15 protein-coding genes are annotated in these 14644 nt (G+C 67.2%); 8 read left to right on the forward strand and 7 right to left on the reverse strand.

Annotated features, from left to right (window positions below; genetic code table 11):
- Positions 1-405 precede the first annotated feature (405 nt).
- The 4 genes from FV217_RS00100 to FV217_RS22590 all read left to right on the forward strand — a co-directional run bounded on the left by FV217_RS00100 (position 406) and on the right by FV217_RS22590 (position 3394).
- Positions 406-813: a CBS domain-containing protein gene (locus FV217_RS00100; RefSeq protein ID WP_147813070.1), complete on the forward strand. Its 408-nt coding sequence runs from the start codon at positions 406-408 to the stop codon at positions 811-813.
- A gap of 134 nt (positions 814-947) precedes the next feature.
- Positions 948-1229 (forward strand): hypothetical protein, encoded by a 282-nt coding sequence (locus tag FV217_RS00105; protein ID WP_147813072.1) that lies wholly within the window; start codon positions 948-950, stop codon positions 1227-1229.
- A 30-nt stretch (positions 1230-1259) separates the two neighbouring features.
- Positions 1260-3035: a hypothetical protein gene (locus FV217_RS00110; RefSeq protein WP_147813073.1), complete on the forward strand. Its 1776-nt coding sequence runs from the start codon at positions 1260-1262 to the stop codon at positions 3033-3035.
- Between the two features lie 200 nt (positions 3036-3235).
- Entirely contained in the window at positions 3236-3394 is a 159-nt protein-coding gene (locus FV217_RS22590; protein ID WP_187272367.1) for a hypothetical protein, read from the forward strand.
- Positions 3395-3429: 35 nt separating this feature from the next.
- On the opposite strand, the gene FV217_RS22595 is transcribed toward FV217_RS22590, so the two are convergent.
- Positions 3430-3591: a hypothetical protein gene (locus FV217_RS22595; RefSeq protein ID WP_187272368.1), complete on the reverse strand. Its 162-nt coding sequence runs from the start codon at positions 3589-3591 to the stop codon at positions 3430-3432.
- A 137-nt stretch (positions 3592-3728) separates the two neighbouring features.
- Positions 3729-5009, reverse strand: coding sequence for a formyl-CoA transferase (gene frc / locus FV217_RS00115; protein WP_147813075.1), 1281 nt, complete (start codon positions 5007-5009; stop codon positions 3729-3731).
- 352 nt (positions 5010-5361) lie between these two features.
- Here frc and FV217_RS00120 point away from each other — a divergent pair, with 352 nt between their 5' ends.
- Complete coding sequence (locus tag FV217_RS00120; RefSeq protein WP_147813395.1) at positions 5362-6045, forward strand: GntR family transcriptional regulator; 684 nt, start codon at positions 5362-5364, stop codon at positions 6043-6045.
- Between the two features lie 306 nt (positions 6046-6351).
- Here FV217_RS00120 and FV217_RS00125 read toward each other — a convergent pair whose 3' ends face one another.
- The 4 genes from FV217_RS00125 to FV217_RS00140 all read right to left on the reverse strand — a co-directional run bounded on the left by FV217_RS00125 (position 6352) and on the right by FV217_RS00140 (position 11402).
- On the reverse strand, positions 6352-8415 hold the full coding sequence (locus FV217_RS00125; protein WP_147813077.1) for a family 2A encapsulin nanocompartment cargo protein cysteine desulfurase: 2064 nt from the start codon (positions 8413-8415) through the stop codon (positions 6352-6354).
- Complete coding sequence (locus tag FV217_RS23640) at positions 8402-9793, reverse strand: family 2B encapsulin nanocompartment shell protein (RefSeq protein ID WP_147813079.1); 1392 nt, start codon at positions 9791-9793, stop codon at positions 8402-8404. The genes FV217_RS00125 and FV217_RS23640 overlap by 14 nt, the downstream gene beginning before the upstream one ends.
- Before the next feature lie 513 nt (positions 9794-10306).
- Positions 10307-11167, reverse strand: a complete 861-nt coding sequence (gene cysE, locus FV217_RS00135; RefSeq protein ID WP_147813081.1) for a serine O-acetyltransferase — start codon at positions 11165-11167, stop codon at positions 10307-10309.
- Positions 11168-11195: 28 nt separating this feature from the next.
- Entirely contained in the window at positions 11196-11402 is a 207-nt protein-coding gene (locus FV217_RS00140; protein ID WP_147813083.1) for a hypothetical protein, read from the reverse strand.
- 288 nt (positions 11403-11690) lie between these two features.
- On the opposite strand from FV217_RS00140, the gene FV217_RS00145 reads away from it, so the two are divergent.
- Genes FV217_RS00145 through FV217_RS00155 form a run of 3 tightly spaced genes read left to right on the forward strand, consistent with a single transcriptional unit; the run spans position 11691 to position 13002 of the window.
- A complete protein-coding gene (locus FV217_RS00145; protein WP_147813085.1) occupies positions 11691-12125 on the forward strand; it encodes a TIGR01244 family sulfur transferase in 435 nt (144 codons plus the stop codon).
- A complete protein-coding gene (locus tag FV217_RS00150) occupies positions 12122-12547 on the forward strand; it encodes a YeeE/YedE family protein (RefSeq protein ID WP_147813087.1) in 426 nt (141 codons plus the stop codon). The genes FV217_RS00145 and FV217_RS00150 overlap by 4 nt, the downstream gene beginning before the upstream one ends.
- On the forward strand, positions 12547-13002 hold the full coding sequence (locus FV217_RS00155; protein WP_147813089.1) for a YeeE/YedE family protein: 456 nt from the start codon (positions 12547-12549) through the stop codon (positions 13000-13002). Before FV217_RS00150 ends, FV217_RS00155 begins: the two co-directional genes overlap by 1 nt.
- 128 nt (positions 13003-13130) lie before the next feature.
- Here FV217_RS00155 and FV217_RS00160 read toward each other — a convergent pair whose 3' ends face one another.
- Positions 13131-14627, reverse strand: coding sequence for a TolC family protein (locus tag FV217_RS00160; RefSeq protein ID WP_187272369.1), 1497 nt, complete (start codon positions 14625-14627; stop codon positions 13131-13133).
- Positions 14628-14644: the final 17 nt, after the last annotated feature.

Raw genomic sequence — 14644 nt, forward strand, 5'->3', positions numbered from 1 at the left:
GCTTGGCGTTATTGGACCGTCTTGATTGTCTTGATTCTTGATTGCGTCGTCGGCCGGCCGGCTTCGCGCGGATGGCTGCGGACGAGGTTCGGACGCTCCTGCGCAGACGAGCGCCGCAAGCGGAAAGCCGTATTGAAATAAGTTCGGGGACGTCGTCCTTCGGTCACGGGTCAAGGCCTCCGTCGGAGCGAAGAGGCGCGAGAGAAGTGAGTGTCGTCACAAGCCCGGCGGTGCCGGAATCATGCGAATGCTTCGACGGCCAGATGCGGATGTATGTTTCCGCTTCTCCGACCGGCGCCTGCACCATAATTCAAAATTCAGAATTGACAATAGGTATGTTGTATACCAGATTGGCCTCCATGGATCGTTCCCGGCCATAAGGGGACACCTGACAGGAGGAGCGCCATGGACCGGGAATCGGGCCGAGCGCGCGGCAGAACGGACGCGCCGCGCATCCACAGGGATAGCTCCGTGGGCGAAGCGGCGCGGCGGCTCTCGCAATCGGGCGCCGGGGCTTTGCTGGTCGTCGATGGCCATGCCGCGGATGCCGCCGTCGTCGGGCTGTTGACCGAACGCGACATCTTCCGGGCCCTCGCCACACGCGGCTCGGACATCTACGGTCATTGCGTCTGGGTCATCGCCGAGCACGACTTTCCGGCGATCGACGTCACCGCCTCGCCCGGCGACCGGATGCGGGCCTTCTGCGACCACAAAGTCGACCACATCGCGCTGATGGACGGATTTCGGGTCAGCGCTATCCTGAGCATCTGGGATTGCGCCGGTGCGGCGGACGCCGCGGCTGCGCGAGCCTAGAGCGCCTTCCGGCCAAGTGGATACCGCTTGGCCGAAAGAAGGCGCGGCAAGACAAAGCCTCGGAGCCGCGGGCGATTGCAGGGCGATCGGGCACGGCTCCAAGCCCCCCATCGCATGAGCCGAAAGAGCGCCCGATGAAATACCTCACCGTCGTCGAATGCCCGGTGGCCTTTCCGGCCGAGAACGAGCACGGCCTGTCGAGCAAGGACATGCTGCCCCGCGCCGGCGTGACCGGCGGCCTCGAGAGCCGGCACGTGCGGGTCCTGGAGAACCGGATTACCGCGGTCTGCATCTGGGCGAGCCAAGCCCAGGCCGAGCGGTTCTTCGACCGGGACTGGCACGACAAGGCCGACGCGATCTGGGGCGCGGAATACCAGACCCGGTTCGAGACGATCGACAGCGTGTCGGCCGCCTGAGCGATCCGGCCCGGGGCCTCGCAAGTGGCTATGCCGGAGCCCGACCCCATCGCGAACGGCGACGGCACCGGCTTCCACGCCTGGAACCCCGGCCTCGTCTCGGGCCTGCCGCGCTACGTCCGGCCGCTGGCCACCGTCTTCCGGCCGGAGAACGTCGAGAACACGTTCGCGGAGATCCATGAACTCAGCGATTTCAGCGGGCTGCCGGCGACGCAGCTCGCCCTGTTCCGCCCCGAGCGCCTCGTCGTCCACGAGGTGCTGATCCGGGTGATGGCCGACCTGTCGGTGCCCCTCGGAAGCGTCTACGCCGATCTCGGCGTCAACACCCGCCGCATCGCGGCGACGATTCTTCGCGATGGCGTCGCGGCGCGCCTCCCGCAGATCACCGAACTCCTGGCGTCGATCCGTACCCGGGCGAACGCCGTGCTCGATGGCGAACTCGCGGCCCTGTTCGACCATCCGGGAGAGGAAGGCGATCGCGAAAAACGGCCGTTCGGCCTGTCGGTCTTCGCACGGCGTGTCCCGTCGCCGCCCGCCGAGGACCGCGAGGCGCGTGCCCTGCGCCGCCTCCAAGAGCCGGCGGGTGCACCCGAAAGCCTGGAGCGCTGCGCGCGCGAGTCCCTGCGCACCGTCGTGGCGTGCGTCGTCACCCGCCAAGGCTGTCTGATCCGCGATCGGAGGTTGCTGCGGGGGCTCGCCGTCATCCTCGTCTCGAACGCCCATGGTAGCCGGCGGATCGGGGAGACCCTCGAACCCTGGATCGCGGCCGTCGTCGCGCAGGAGGGCTATCGCCGGGTCGGCGCCCAGGACCGACCCGTGGTCATGAACGTCAAGGGCGCCTCGGCCTCGGGGAAGAGCACCATCCGCCCCTACCAGCGGGCGCTCGTCGAGCGCAGCGGCGCCGACTGGTCCGACTTCGCGGTGATCACACCCGACGTCTGGCGGAAATTCCTGCTCGACTACGACGGCCTCGGGCCGGCCCGGCTTTATGCCGGCCCACTGACCGGCCACGGAGTCGAGATCATCGACGCCAAGCTCGACCTTTACATGGCCCGCAAGGCGGCCGAGGGCCGGATTTCGCACCTGCTGATCGACCGCTTCCGCTTCGACAGCTTCTCCGCCGATGCGCGCGGCGACGGCACCAGCCAACTGCTGACCCGCTTCGGCCACCGGATCTACCTGCAATTCATGATCACTCCGCCCGAGGCGACGGTTGAGCGGGCCTGGAAGCGCGGCGAGGAATTCGGGCGCTACAAGGCCGTGGAAGACCTCCTCGCGCACAACGTCGAGGCCTTCGCGGGCATGCCGCGGCTGTTCTTTCTGTGGGCCCTGCGGACGGACAAGGCGGTGGCGTTCGAATTCCTGGACAACACCGTCCTGAAGGACGAGACTCCGCGCACCATCGGCTTCGGCAGCAACGGTGCCATGACCGTCCTCGACGCGCGGGCGCTCCTCGATATCGACCGCTACCGTAGGATCGACATCCACGCGCGCTCGCCCGCGGAAGTCTATGCGGGCGCCGATCTCGCCCCCGAGCACAATGCCGGATTTTTGCGGGACTGCGTCGGCCGGCTCGCCAGCGTCCGGTTCGCCGAGCGCTCGACCGGCCGCGTCTTCGCCCGGTTCGAGCGCAGCCGCCTCGTCGGCCTCGATCGGGATGTGTATGCCGCCGTCTGCACGGATGACGGGATGCGGGACGCGCTACTCGCCGCAGGCCTTCCCGCCGGGGTCATCGATGTGGCCGGGATCAGCGAGACGCTGTGCGCCGCGGAGATCTCCACGCTGGGAGCATGGGGGCGCGGATAAAAAGCTTCCGAACGGTCGCGGTGCCGCACCGCAGCATCGCGATGGGCCGAAAATGCTGGCCCTCGGAGGGAAATCACGACGACAGCGCGCCCCAGCATGCACAAGGCGCATGGCTGTATCTGGTATTTTGTACTTCATATCCAAAATAACACGAGCTATCACTCTCTTGTCGCACCGCAACATCGGTTCAAGAGGTCATCATGCTCGGTACCGCCCTCGTCGCCCTCGTCCTTCTCTTCGCCCTCCAGGGTCTGCTCGTCGTCAAGCTTGCCGACAAGCTGACCGCGAACGCCGCAACCAGCCCCGATGGCCGCAACGGGAACCTCCAGAACGCCGGCCGCTACGCACAGCTCGCCTGACGGGCTTGGCCGTTCACCGGTCGGTAGACGATCGCTCATCGACGGCTCGCTGCACTCTCGGCTTGGCCGACGAACGCTGCGGCGATGACGGCGAGATCGGACGGATGGTCCGACGCCTCGCTGCCGGTGGGCGGCATCGGTGCCTCCAGGTCTTGGCCGAAGGCTTCCGCGAGGAGTGCCAGGGGTTCGTCGATCATCGTCATTCCTCAGACGCCACCAACCATCCGACGCATCGAATCGCAGCTTCGTAGCCACTCTTGGTATTTGGCATACCAAAATACAATTCGTCAATATAATGCATGCTCGTATCCGCGATCTCCGCGGCACGTGAACGTTATTCTGCGGCGACCCTCTGGATCGCGCCGGTGGCGCCCGAACCCCGTATCGTGTCGATCTCGGCCTCGGAGCAGCCCAGCACGTCGCGAAGAACCTCGTCGGTGTGCTCGCCGAGGAGCGGCGACCGCGTGATTGCCACGGAATTCGCCGAGAGCTTGATCGGGTTGCCGACGGTCAGATACGGCCCGCGCGTCGGGTGATCGACCTCGACGACCGTTCCGCTGGCGCGCAGCGCGTCGTCCTCCGCGATCTCCTTCATCGACAGGATCGGCCCGCACGGGATGTCGTAGGCGTTGAGGATCTCCATCGCCTCGAGCTTGTCGTGCTTCATGGTCCACGCTTCGATGCGCGTGAAAATCTCGTTGAGATGCGGCAGCCGGGCTTTCGGCGTCACGTAGTCCGGATCGGTCTTCCAGCCGGGCTCGCCGATGATGTCGCAGATCGGCTCCCAGACCGCGCCTTGGGTGATGAAGTAGATGTAGGCGTTGGGGTCCTGCTCCCAGCCCTTGCATTTGAGAATGCGCCCAGGCTGGCCGCCGCCGGAATCGTTGCCGGCCCGCGGCACGGATTCGCCGAACTCCACACCCTCGCCGAACTGGCTGTATTCCGCGAGCGGGCCCCGCGCGAGGCGCTGCTGGTCGCGCAGCTTCACCCGGCAGAGGTTGAGCACGCCGTCCTGCATGGCGCAGTCGACGCGCTGGCCCTGGCCGGTCTGCGTGCGGTGGTAGAGCGCCGTGACGATGCCTAGCGCGAGGTGCAGGCCGGTCCCGGAATCGCCGATCTGCGCGCCGGTCACCGTCGGCAGGCCATCGCGCCAGCCGGTGGTGGAGGCGGCCCCACCAGCGCATTGCGCAACGTTCTCGTAGACCTTGCAATCCTGGTAGCGGCCCGGGCCGAACCCTTTCACGGAGGCGAGGATCAGGCCCGGATTGGCAGCCTGCAGTGCCTCCCAGGTCAGGCCCATGCGGTCGAGGGCACCCGGCGCGAAATTCTCGACGAGGACGTCGCATTCCCGGATCAGCCGCCAGAGGAGTTCCTTGCCGGTGGCGTTCTTGGCGTCGATCGTGATCGAGCGCTTGTTGTGGTTCAGCATCGTGAAATAGAGGCTGTCGACGCCGGGTATGTCCTGCAGCTGCTGGCGCGTGGCGTCGCCGGCGCCGGGCCGCTCGACCTTGATCACGTCGGCGCCGAACCAGGCGAGAAGCTGCGTGCAGGTCGGGCCGGACTGGACATGCGTGAAGTCCAGGATTCTCACCCCGTCGAGTGGCGTGCCCGTCATAGTCTCCTCCCGAGGAGCGGTTGGTCTTCCGCGGATCCCGGCCGGGCCTTTGTCGGTCCGTACCGGGGCGCGCGCCGCCTGGAAGCGGGCGACCCGGATCTGCTGCGGACCGAACGAAACTCGGGCGCGGAGCAAGGGCGAAAGCTTCGTGTTCGACGACTCGCAGAGTATTGGCATACCAAATACCAGCGGTCAATTTTGCTGGCTGCCGCGGGTGCGACCGTTTCGGGCTATGCCCTGCCAAGCGCGGCCGCCGCCTTGTGTTTCCAACGGTGAGCCGCCATGGTCCCGACGGTTCGCGAAGCCTTCAGCGATCCCGATCCGAAGCCAATACCGGACTGATACTGACGCGATGCAGACCTTCACAATAAAGCCGATCGTCCCGGCGACGAGTTTGCGGACACTGGCGTATGAAGCGCTGAAGTCTGCCATCACCAACATGGACATCTACGGTCAGACCGGTGACGTCCGCCTCGACGAGCGCGGCCTGTCGCAGACGCTCGGCGTCAGCCGCACGCCGATCCGCGAGGCGCTGACGGTGCTGGAGCAGGAAGGCTTCGTCCGCAACGAGCCGCGGCGCGGCGTCTTCGTCGTGCGCAAGACCCGCAAGGAGATCGTCGGCATGATCCAGGCCTGGGCGGCCCTGGAGAGCATGGCCGCGCGGCTCGCCTGCGCGCGCGCTTCGGACGAAGACCTCAAATGCATGCGCACGATGTTCCCCGAATTCTTCGAAGGTACGCCGGCGGACCACCTCGCCGAATATTCGGAAGCCAACATCCGCTTCCACCAGAAGATCATCTCGCTCGGTCATTGCGAGGTCATCCAGGATCTCTGCAGCAATCTGCTGATGCACGTGAAGGGCGTCCGCAACATCGCCCTGCGCGAGGGCGATCGGGCCTCGACGTCGATTGCGGAGCACATCCAGATCATCGAGGCGCTCGAAGCGCGCGATGCCGATCTCGCCGAGCGGCTCGTCCGCGATCACGGGCTGGGCCTTGCCATCCATGTCGAGCGTTACGGCAAGCACCTGGAATGAAGCCGTAGATCGGTGCAGCCGGTTGGAACTGGGGTTCGCAAGCCCAAGTATCGGCGGTCGCGACTTGGGCCAGTTTCGCTTGGTCGGCGGGCCGACGCGCTTCGATGTTCTGCATGTCCGGAATGGACTGGAACGGCGATAGCGAGCCATCGACGATCTACATGACGAAGAAGGGAGCCGCGCTCGAAACGCGGCTCCCTTCTTCGTTCCAAGCCCGTGGCCAACCCGATCGGATCGCGGGGCCACGTCCTGGTGTTGTCCCCGTTTCCCTTCGACGAAACGGCAACCGTCTCGTCGAAGGATCCGCTAGTGCCGCGGCAGGCGGTGCAGCGCCTTGAGGAAGATGTCGACGTCCTCGCGGGTGTTGTAGAAGGCGAGCGAGGCGCGGATCGACTGGTCGACGCCGAAGCGGCGCAGGGCCGGCAGGGCGCAGTGGTGGCCGGAGCGCACCGCGACACCGTGGCGGTCGAGGTGGTGGGCCACCGCCTCGTTCTTCTGGCCCTCGATCGTGAAGGACATCACGCTGGCCTTCTCGCGGGCCGTGCCGATGAGGCGCAGACCCTTGATGTCGGCCAAGCCCGCCTGCGCATAGTCCAGCAGGTCGTGCTCGTAGGCCGCGATGGCCGGCAGGCCGACGCTCTCCAGGTAGTCGAGCGCCGCACCGAGGCCGACCGCGCCGGCGATGTCCGGCGTGCCCGCCTCGAACTTTTCGGGCGCGCCCTTGTAGACGGTCTTCGTGAAGGTCACGTCCTCGATCATGTGGCCGCCGCCCTGCCAGGGCGGCATCGCCTCGAGCAGGTGCTTCTTGCCGTAGAGGGCGCCGATGCCGGTCGGCCCGAACACCTTGTGGCCGGAGAAGACCACGAAGTCGGCGTCGAGCGACTGCACGTCGATCGGGATGTGCGGGGTCGACTGGGCCGCATCCACCAACACCGGCACGCCGTAGGCGTGGGCCAGCGCGATGATCTCGCGGACTGGGTTCACCGTGCCCAGCGCGTTGGCGACATGCGTCACCGACACGATCTTGGTGCGGCCCGAAAGCAGCGCGGCATACTGCTCGAAGATGATCTCGCCGCGATCGTTGACCGGGATCACCCGCAAAGTCGCGCCGGTGGCCTGCGAGAGCAGTTGCCAGGGCACGATGTTGGCGTGATGCTCGATCGTCGAGACGATAATCTCGTCGCCCGGGCCGATATTGGCGCGACCGTACGAGTTCGCGACGAGGTTGATCGCCTCGGTCGTGCCGCGCAGGAAGACGATGTCGTCCTTCGACGGCGCGTTGAGGAAGCGCCGCACCTTTTCGCGGCCTCCTTCGAACAGATCGGTCGAACGCGCCGCCAACGTGTGTGCGGCCCGGTGGATGTTCGAGTTGTGGCGGCCGTAGAACTCGCTCGTCGCATCGATGACCGATTGCGGCTTGTGAGTCGTCGCCGCGTTGTCGAGCCAGACCAGCCGGTGCCCGTTCACACTCTGGTGGAGCGCCGGAAAATCCTTGCGGACATGCTCGACATCGAAGGGCGCGCCGGCGGGGCTCGACTGGGTCGAGGTCACGCGCGGAGCCGGACCCTCGTTACGCGAGGGTTCGACGCGAGGCGACGCATGCGTCTTCGCGTTACGCGAAGATCCGGTCAGGAAGTAGTAGTCGCCTGACGAGAACGGCTCGTCGCTGCCATGCTCCACCGTGCGCACGGGGTCGCCCGAGAGCCGGCCGGTGCGCTGGAAGTTTTCTTGGGCGACGTCCTTGCGGTGATGCGACGGGTCGGCCGGCACGAGGCTCGGCGCCACCGCACCCGCAAACGCGGTTGCTCGCGGATGGTCCGCCGCGATGGTCCGGTGCAGGTCCGGTCCGCCGGGTAGGAAGGCGGCGACGTCGGGCAAGCTCGGCACGAAGAACTCCGGCAGGCCACGCTGCGCCGACAGAGCATCGGCGAGAGGATGCACCGACGGAATTGTCGTCACGTCGAGGAAGCCGGCGCTGGCCGGCGCAGGCGTCCCGCCGATCGGGTTGGCCGCGGACGGTCCGGTCAAGCCCGGAAGCCCGACGGCAGGGCCGCCGAAGTTCCGCGCGCCGAGAGTGGCCGCGTCGGGCTGGAGGCCCGACGGCAGGGCACCGGAGGGCGCCGAGGGGGTGCCGATAGCGGCACCGGGGAAGGACGGCTGCCCGGAGGCCTGGGGAATGGTCTCCAGGCCTTGGGGAAGCTGCGGCGAAGCCGGCAGCGCAGGGGTCAGCGGCGTGGAGGCCGCGTTACCCTGGCCGTAGATCTCCCGGGCGAGGCGCCCGACGAGATCGGCGTGGGCGAGATCGCCGGGTGCGCCCGTGGGGATGCCGATGGCGGATACTCCCAAAGGGCTGGCCTCAGGCGTAGTCATGGTAGTTGCCGAGCAGCACGTTATCGAGACGTGCGATGGCATCCTCGACCAGCACCGCGGCCGAGAAGTAGCGGGTCACGAGGTGCGAGGCGATAGAGTGGTCGTTGGTGCCCATGTAGCGCACCGACAGGCCGGGCTCGATCTCGCCGGTGACGCCCGACTTCTGCAGGCCGACGACGCCCTGCTCGCCCTCGCCGACGCGCAGCAGCAGGATCGAGGTGGTCTGGGCGCCGGTGACCGGATCGATGTTGATCGGCAGCTTGTCGCTCGGCACCAGGGGTACGCCGCGCCAGGTGAGGAACGGGGCTCCGAACAGGTGGACGACGACCGGCGGCACGCCGCGGCGGGTGGCCTCGCGGCCGAAGGCGGCGATGGCGCGGGGATGGGCGACGAAGAAGGCGGGCTTCTTCCAGACCAGCGTCAGCAGTTCGTCCAGATCGTCCGGGGTCGGCGGTCCCGAGCGGGTCGGGATGCTCTGGCGGCCGTTGACTTCGTTCAGGAGGCCGAACTCGGAGTTGTTCAGCAACTCCCACTCCTCGCGCTCCTTCACGGCGTCGACCGTGAGGCGGATCTGCTCGCGGAGCTGATCGATCTCGTTCGAGTAGAGATCGGTGACGCGGGTGTGGGTGTTGAGGATCGTCTGTATCGTCGAAAGGTGATACTCGCGCGGGTCGATCTCGTAGTCGACGAAGGTCGTGGGCAGGCGCGGCGCGCCGGTATGGACGGCCAGGAGCTCGATGCCCTGCTCGCCGTGGCTGTTGGTGTGGCCCTTCAGCCGGTCGCGCTCCTCGACATACTGCGAGATGCGGGTCTTGATCGCGTCATCGTTGAGTGCCGAGCGGTCGAGGGTGAGCAGCGTCACGGCCGAGAGCGCCTTGACGGCCGGGGCGGGCTGGCCGTCGCCGACGATGGTCTCGTCGCCGAAGAAGTCGCCGCGGGTGGCGAGGCCCGAACGCAGGCGGTTCTTGTAGGGGCCGGACAGGGAGAGTTCGACCGTGCCGTCGGCGACGATCGTCAGGCTGCGATCCTTCGCGCCCTCTTCGGAGATCGTGTCGCCGGCATTGTGCTTGCTCTCGGTGAACTTGTCGGCGAGCGCGGACAGCTCGGCATCGCCGAGGCGGCTGAACGGCGGCACGGCGCGGAGCGAAGCCGGGCTGACCGCGCGCTTCTTGCCGTCGGTCGGTAGGTCGATGCGGCCGGGCTTGGCCAGCACCACGGCGCGACGGTTCACGCGGTAGACGCCGCCGTCGACATTGACGAAGGGCAGCAGCCGGAGGAGCCAGCGCGGCGTATTCGCGAGGTTCTGGACCGAAGTGACGGTCGCGGTTGATAGATTGCGTGCTGCCGATGCGCCCACGCTCTGTCCCTGTCCGCTCATTGTGGTGGTCTCCGCTTTATTCTTAAAGGTCGGGCTGCGCTCTCCTCGGCACGTGGCGGCTTAGGTACAGTCGAATGACCGCACCGAAAGCCGCGCTCGGGAGCAGCGCGTCCGGGTCAACAGGGTGAATTCTTGAGTTCCGGTATCGACGACTTAAGTCGCTCTGGGAACGGTCGATGGTCTAGCCGCGCCTGCGACATCCCGTCAATGGAAGGATCTTCTTAATTTTTACGACTTTGCAGATCTTCGTTCCATCAAATAGTCTAATACAAAATTATACTGCTATAGATGCCGGCTATGGTAGAAATTAATTCTTCGATTGCCGTGCTGGTCACGGAATTTTCCGGAAAAATCATCTCCCGTCGCCATTGATCGTCGCGCGTCCGCCGAACGAGGCCTGCTCGTCCACCGGCGGGCACAAACCGCCACGGACAGCGATGCCAGGATGCGAAAAGGGCTTCCGGCAACATCGGGGAGCGGCATCCGGCCGGCGCAGTGATTCGCGCTTCCCGTTCAGATCCCATCTCCGAAGAATTGGTCCATGCTCTGGGCCGGCTCCTGGTTGCGGGCCAACTTCGAGACCACCCGCGCCGGCACCCCCGCCACGGTGGTGTGAGCGGGGACGTCGTGCAGCACCACCGCAGCGGCGGCGACCTTGGCACCCTCTCCGACGCGAATGTTGCCGAGCACCTTGGCGCCGACGCTGAGCAGCACGCCGCGCTCGATCTTGGGGTGGCGGTCGCCGCTCTCCTTGCCGTTGCCGCCGAGCGTCACCGACTGCAGGATCGAGACGTCGTCCGCGACCACTGCAGTCTCGCCGATGACGACGCCCGTGGCATGGTCGATGAACACGCCCGAGCCGATCCGCGCGGCCGGATGGATGTCGGCCCCGAAGATTTCGGAGATGCGGCTCTGTACGTGAAGCGCCAGCGTCGCCCGGCCCTGATGCCACAGCCAATGCGCCACGCGGTATGCCTCGAGCGCCGCGAGTCCCTTGTAGAACAGGAACGGATCGAGATAGCGCCGACAGGTCGGATCGCGCTCGCGGATGGCGACGAGGTCGCGCACAGCATGAGCGCTCGCATGTGGGTCGGCCTCGAAGGCCGACAGGCAGAGGTCACGCATGGCGAGCCGCGACAGGTCGCCGTCGCCGAGCCGGTGTGCGAGGCGATAGGCGAAAGCCTGCGCGATGCTGCGTTGATCGAGCACCGTTGCCTGGATGATGCCGGCATAGAGCGGCTCTTCGATCAGGGCCGCCTCGGCCTCGGCCCGCAGCTCGTGCCAGACCGCGTCCACGGTCGACGAACGGCTCGTCGCCCGCAGCGGTGCCTGCGGCAGCGGCGACCGCCCGCTGAGAACGGCACCGAGGCTCATGCCGCGATCCTCGCGTGCGCCATAGGTCTCAATTTGTCTGCTTCTCGAAGAGGTCCGGCAGGTAGCGCTGCAGGGTCTCGTGGCCGTCGAACTGCACGTCGACGGTGATCCGGCCCTCCGAGGTGCCCTTCGCCTCACCATGCGTCTCGACTACGCGGCCGGTGGCGTGCCGCCAGATCCCGAGGGCCTCGGCCACGTCGAGGCGCGCGAAGACCACCTGGTCTCCGGGAGCCATGACGCCGTTTCCGACGCCCGATTCCGCCTTTTGCCGGCGCGAGTCGGCCACCGGCCGATCTGGGCGATCGGCGCTTGAAGTGGCGGAAGGGTAGCTTTCCTCCGAACTGTCCAAATGGGAGAAACTTTGCGTCGCGGAAACCCTGTCCAACAGCATGATTCTTCCGTTAAGTCATTGCTCTGATTAGACAATTGGCGATCGCTGCCGCTTTTGCAAGCCTTGTTTCGCATCGGCTGCCGCGATACGCGGACACAGTCGGCGGAGGCGCTCGCCGGCGGGAGGCCGCGCATGAAACTCACCCCTGTCCATGAGAAGCTCTCGGTCGCGGGACAGCCGGACGCTGCGGAGATCGCTGCGCTCGGGTCCGGCGGCACGGTGCTCCTCATCAACAACCGCCCGGACGACGAGGAGCCGGGTCAGCCGGGCACGGAGGCCGAGCAGGCGGCGGCCGAAGCCGCCGGCCTCGCCTATCTCCACCTGCCCGTCACCGGGCCGGGCCTCAGCCGCTCCGACGTCGACCGGTTTCGTGAGGCGGTGCTCGCCGCTCCAGGCCCCGTCGTCGCGCATTGCCGGAGCGGCACGCGCTCCCTGACGCTCTGGGCGATCGGCGAGGTGCTCGCTGGGAACCTCTCCCGCGCCGAACTACTCGATTACGGCTCGGAACACGGCTTCGACCTGACCGGCGCGGCGCGCTGGCTCGATGCGAACGGGGATCCGACGTGAGCGAGTATCTCGCCTCGCTCGCCGGTGGCGCGCTGATCGGCCTGTCGGTGGCTCTGATGCTCCTGCTCAACGGCCGCATCGCCGGGGTCAGCGGCCTCGTCGCCGGCCTCGGCACCGACCGGGGCGAGCGCAGGTTCGTGGATGCCGCCTTCGTCGCGGGTCTCGTGCTCGGGCCGCCGGCCTTCGCATGGCTCGCTGGAGCCTGGCCGGCGATGACGATCGTCGCCTCGCTACCGGTGCTCGCCATTGCGGGCTTGCTCGTCGGCTTCGGCACGTGGCTCGGCTCGGGCTGCACCAGCGGCCACGGCGTCGCCGGGCTGGCGCGGTTTTCCCCGCGATCGTTCGTGGCCGTGCTGACGTTCCTTTCGGCCGGAATGCTCACCGTGGTCCTCACGCGGGCCAGCGCCGCGTGGTGGTCGTGATGAGCTCCCTGATGCGCATCCTGACGGCCCTGGTGCTGGGCCTGATCTTCGGGCTGGGCCTGTCGCTGTCGGGCATGCTCGACCCGGCCCGGGTCCGTGGGTTCCTCGACATCACCGGGGCCTGGGACCCGAGCCTGATGTTCGTCCTCGGCGGTGCCGTGACCGTCTCCGCTCTCGGCTATCAGCTCGTGCGCCGGCTCGCGAGGCCGACCTTCGCGCCGGAATTCGAGATTCCGACGAACCGCCGGATCGATGGGAAGCTGATCGGGGGATCGGCGCTGTTCGGGATCGGCTGGGGCCTGTCGGGCTTCTGCCCCGGCCCGGCCGTGGCCGCGCTCTCGACAGGCGTTCTGCCGGTGGCGGTCTTCGTCGCGGCCATGCTGATCGGCATGACGGCCCACCGGCTGGTCGGGCGACGGAGTCCCGCCGTGCCGGCGCTCGGTTCGAGATTCTGATCCCTCGATCCACCGTCTCCGGCTGAACTGATCGGGCTGCGCGCATTTCCTCGCCCCGCTTGCGGAGAGAGAGGGCACGCGCACCACCGGTCCGCTTAGCCGGAAGCGGTATCAGGAGTTCGGCCGGTTCAGTGCCTCAACACCAACGGGGCCCCGACGGGAACGCGTGGGATCGGCGGCGCCGCGGCGAAGACGGCGCCGATGCCGAGCCAGCTGCCCTGTACCGCCTGCCTGAGTGCGGGCAGGTCGCTGCCGTCGATCATCGCCAGCGGGAAGGTGTCGAGGCCGAGCGAGGCGTAGACGTTGGCCCGCGCATTCTGCACGGCGGCATGGGCCAGGTCGTACTTCACCTCGGCGATCAGCGTGTTCATCTCCTCGCGGATCAGCGTCTGCTCGCTCGCCGACTCGGCGGCGGCCGAGGCGCGCAGCTGCTCGACGATCCGGCGCTGGACCCGGCGGAACTCGGCGGCGGTCTGGAACTCCTTCATCGACAGGATGTGGCGGATGCGGCTGACATGGACCTGCGTCAGCACCGCCATCGTCACCGCGAGCGCGCGCTTGTCGAGGAGCGCGTCCTGCGTGTCGATCAGCCCCTGGCGCGCGGGATAACGGAACACGTTCAGCAGGTTCCAGCTGGCGCGGGCGCCCCAGCCGACCCAGTTCGAGTTGTAGAGCAGGCGGTTCGAATCCGCATTGCCGCCGACGATGAGGTTCATGCCGGGCAGGAGTTCGAGCAGGGCGGCGCTCGCCTCGCGGCCGTTGATGCGCTGGCGGTAGGCCACCTCGCGCAGCTCCGAGCGGTTCTCGAGAGCGACCTTCACGAGATCGGAATCGGGCACACCGATCTTCAGACCGGCCTCGACGCCCTCCATCTCGGCGAGCCGGAACGGCAGGTCGGGCGGCAGGTTCATGAGGGCGGCGAGCTGGCTGCGGGCGACGAGCAGGTCGGCCTCGACCCGCTGGACCTCGCGCTTGATCTCGATCAGCTCGCGCTCGTAGGTCAGCGCGGTGATGGGCGAGGTCTGGCGATCCTTGTAGAGCTTTCGCGCATCGCCGATCGCCGCCTGGGCGCGGCCTTCGAGCCTGTGCAGGCGGTTGACCAGGCGCTCGCTCGTCAAGGCGCGCCAGTACGCGGTACGAACGTCCTCGATGATCCGGCTGACCACGCGGCGGCGGCATTCCTCGGCGATGAGGACCGCGTCGCCGGCCTGTCGGGCGCGGATATAGGACAGGCCGAAATCGAGGATGTTCCAGCTCAAGGACAGGTCGCTGAAGACGTAGTTCTTGTCCTGGCTGTACGACGGCTCCAGCGACTGGCGCTGCGTCAGCACCGAGATGGAGGAACTCGCGGCATAGCTGTCGCGGCCGGCATAGGCGCTGTTGGCGACGAAGTTCGGCAGCATCGAGTAGCTGGCGAAGCTCAGCTCCTGCGCACGCACCGCCGTCTGCATGATCTCGACGCGCTGATCGAGATTGTATTTCAGGGCACGGGCGAAGGCCTCGTAGAGATCGATCTGGGGGCCGGGCAGCGGCTGGTCGGCGGTGACGCGGCGCAGCTTGTCCGCAGCGTAGGCGCCGAGCTCGGCCGGTCCCAACGGCTGCGGCTTCAGGGTGCAGCCCGCCATCGTCGTGGCGAGTGCCG

The sequence above is a fragment of the Methylobacterium sp. WL9 genome (genome assembly GCF_008040035.1).
Taxonomy (GTDB): domain Bacteria; phylum Pseudomonadota; class Alphaproteobacteria; order Rhizobiales; family Beijerinckiaceae; genus Methylobacterium; species Methylobacterium thuringiense.

Coding starts and splice junctions, on each gene's coding strand:
- FV217_RS00100 (WP_147813070.1), top strand. CDS start 406: ATGGACCGGGAATCGGGCCGAGCGCGCGGCAGAACGGACGCGCCGCGC.
- FV217_RS00105 (WP_147813072.1), top strand. CDS start 948: ATGAAATACCTCACCGTCGTCGAATGCCCGGTGGCCTTTCCGGCCGAG.
- FV217_RS00110 (WP_147813073.1), top strand. CDS start 1,260: ATGCCGGAGCCCGACCCCATCGCGAACGGCGACGGCACCGGCTTCCAC.
- FV217_RS22590 (WP_187272367.1), top strand. CDS start 3,236: ATGCTCGGTACCGCCCTCGTCGCCCTCGTCCTTCTCTTCGCCCTCCAG.
- FV217_RS22595 (WP_187272368.1), bottom strand. CDS start 3,591: ATGATCGACGAACCCCTGGCACTCCTCGCGGAAGCCTTCGGCCAAGAC.
- frc (WP_147813075.1), bottom strand. CDS start 5,009: ATGACGGGCACGCCACTCGACGGGGTGAGAATCCTGGACTTCACGCAT.
- FV217_RS00120 (WP_147813395.1), top strand. CDS start 5,362: ATGCAGACCTTCACAATAAAGCCGATCGTCCCGGCGACGAGTTTGCGG.
- FV217_RS00125 (WP_147813077.1), bottom strand. CDS start 8,415: ATGACTACGCCTGAGGCCAGCCCTTTGGGAGTATCCGCCATCGGCATC.
- FV217_RS23640 (WP_147813079.1), bottom strand. CDS start 9,793: ATGAGCGGACAGGGACAGAGCGTGGGCGCATCGGCAGCACGCAATCTA.
- cysE (WP_147813081.1), bottom strand. CDS start 11,167: ATGAGCCTCGGTGCCGTTCTCAGCGGGCGGTCGCCGCTGCCGCAGGCA.
- FV217_RS00140 (WP_147813083.1), bottom strand. CDS start 11,402: ATGGCTCCCGGAGACCAGGTGGTCTTCGCGCGCCTCGACGTGGCCGAG.
- FV217_RS00145 (WP_147813085.1), top strand. CDS start 11,691: ATGAAACTCACCCCTGTCCATGAGAAGCTCTCGGTCGCGGGACAGCCG.
- FV217_RS00155 (WP_147813089.1), top strand. CDS start 12,547: ATGAGCTCCCTGATGCGCATCCTGACGGCCCTGGTGCTGGGCCTGATC.
- FV217_RS00160 (WP_187272369.1), bottom strand. CDS start 14,627: ATGGCGGGCTGCACCCTGAAGCCGCAGCCGTTGGGACCGGCCGAGCTC.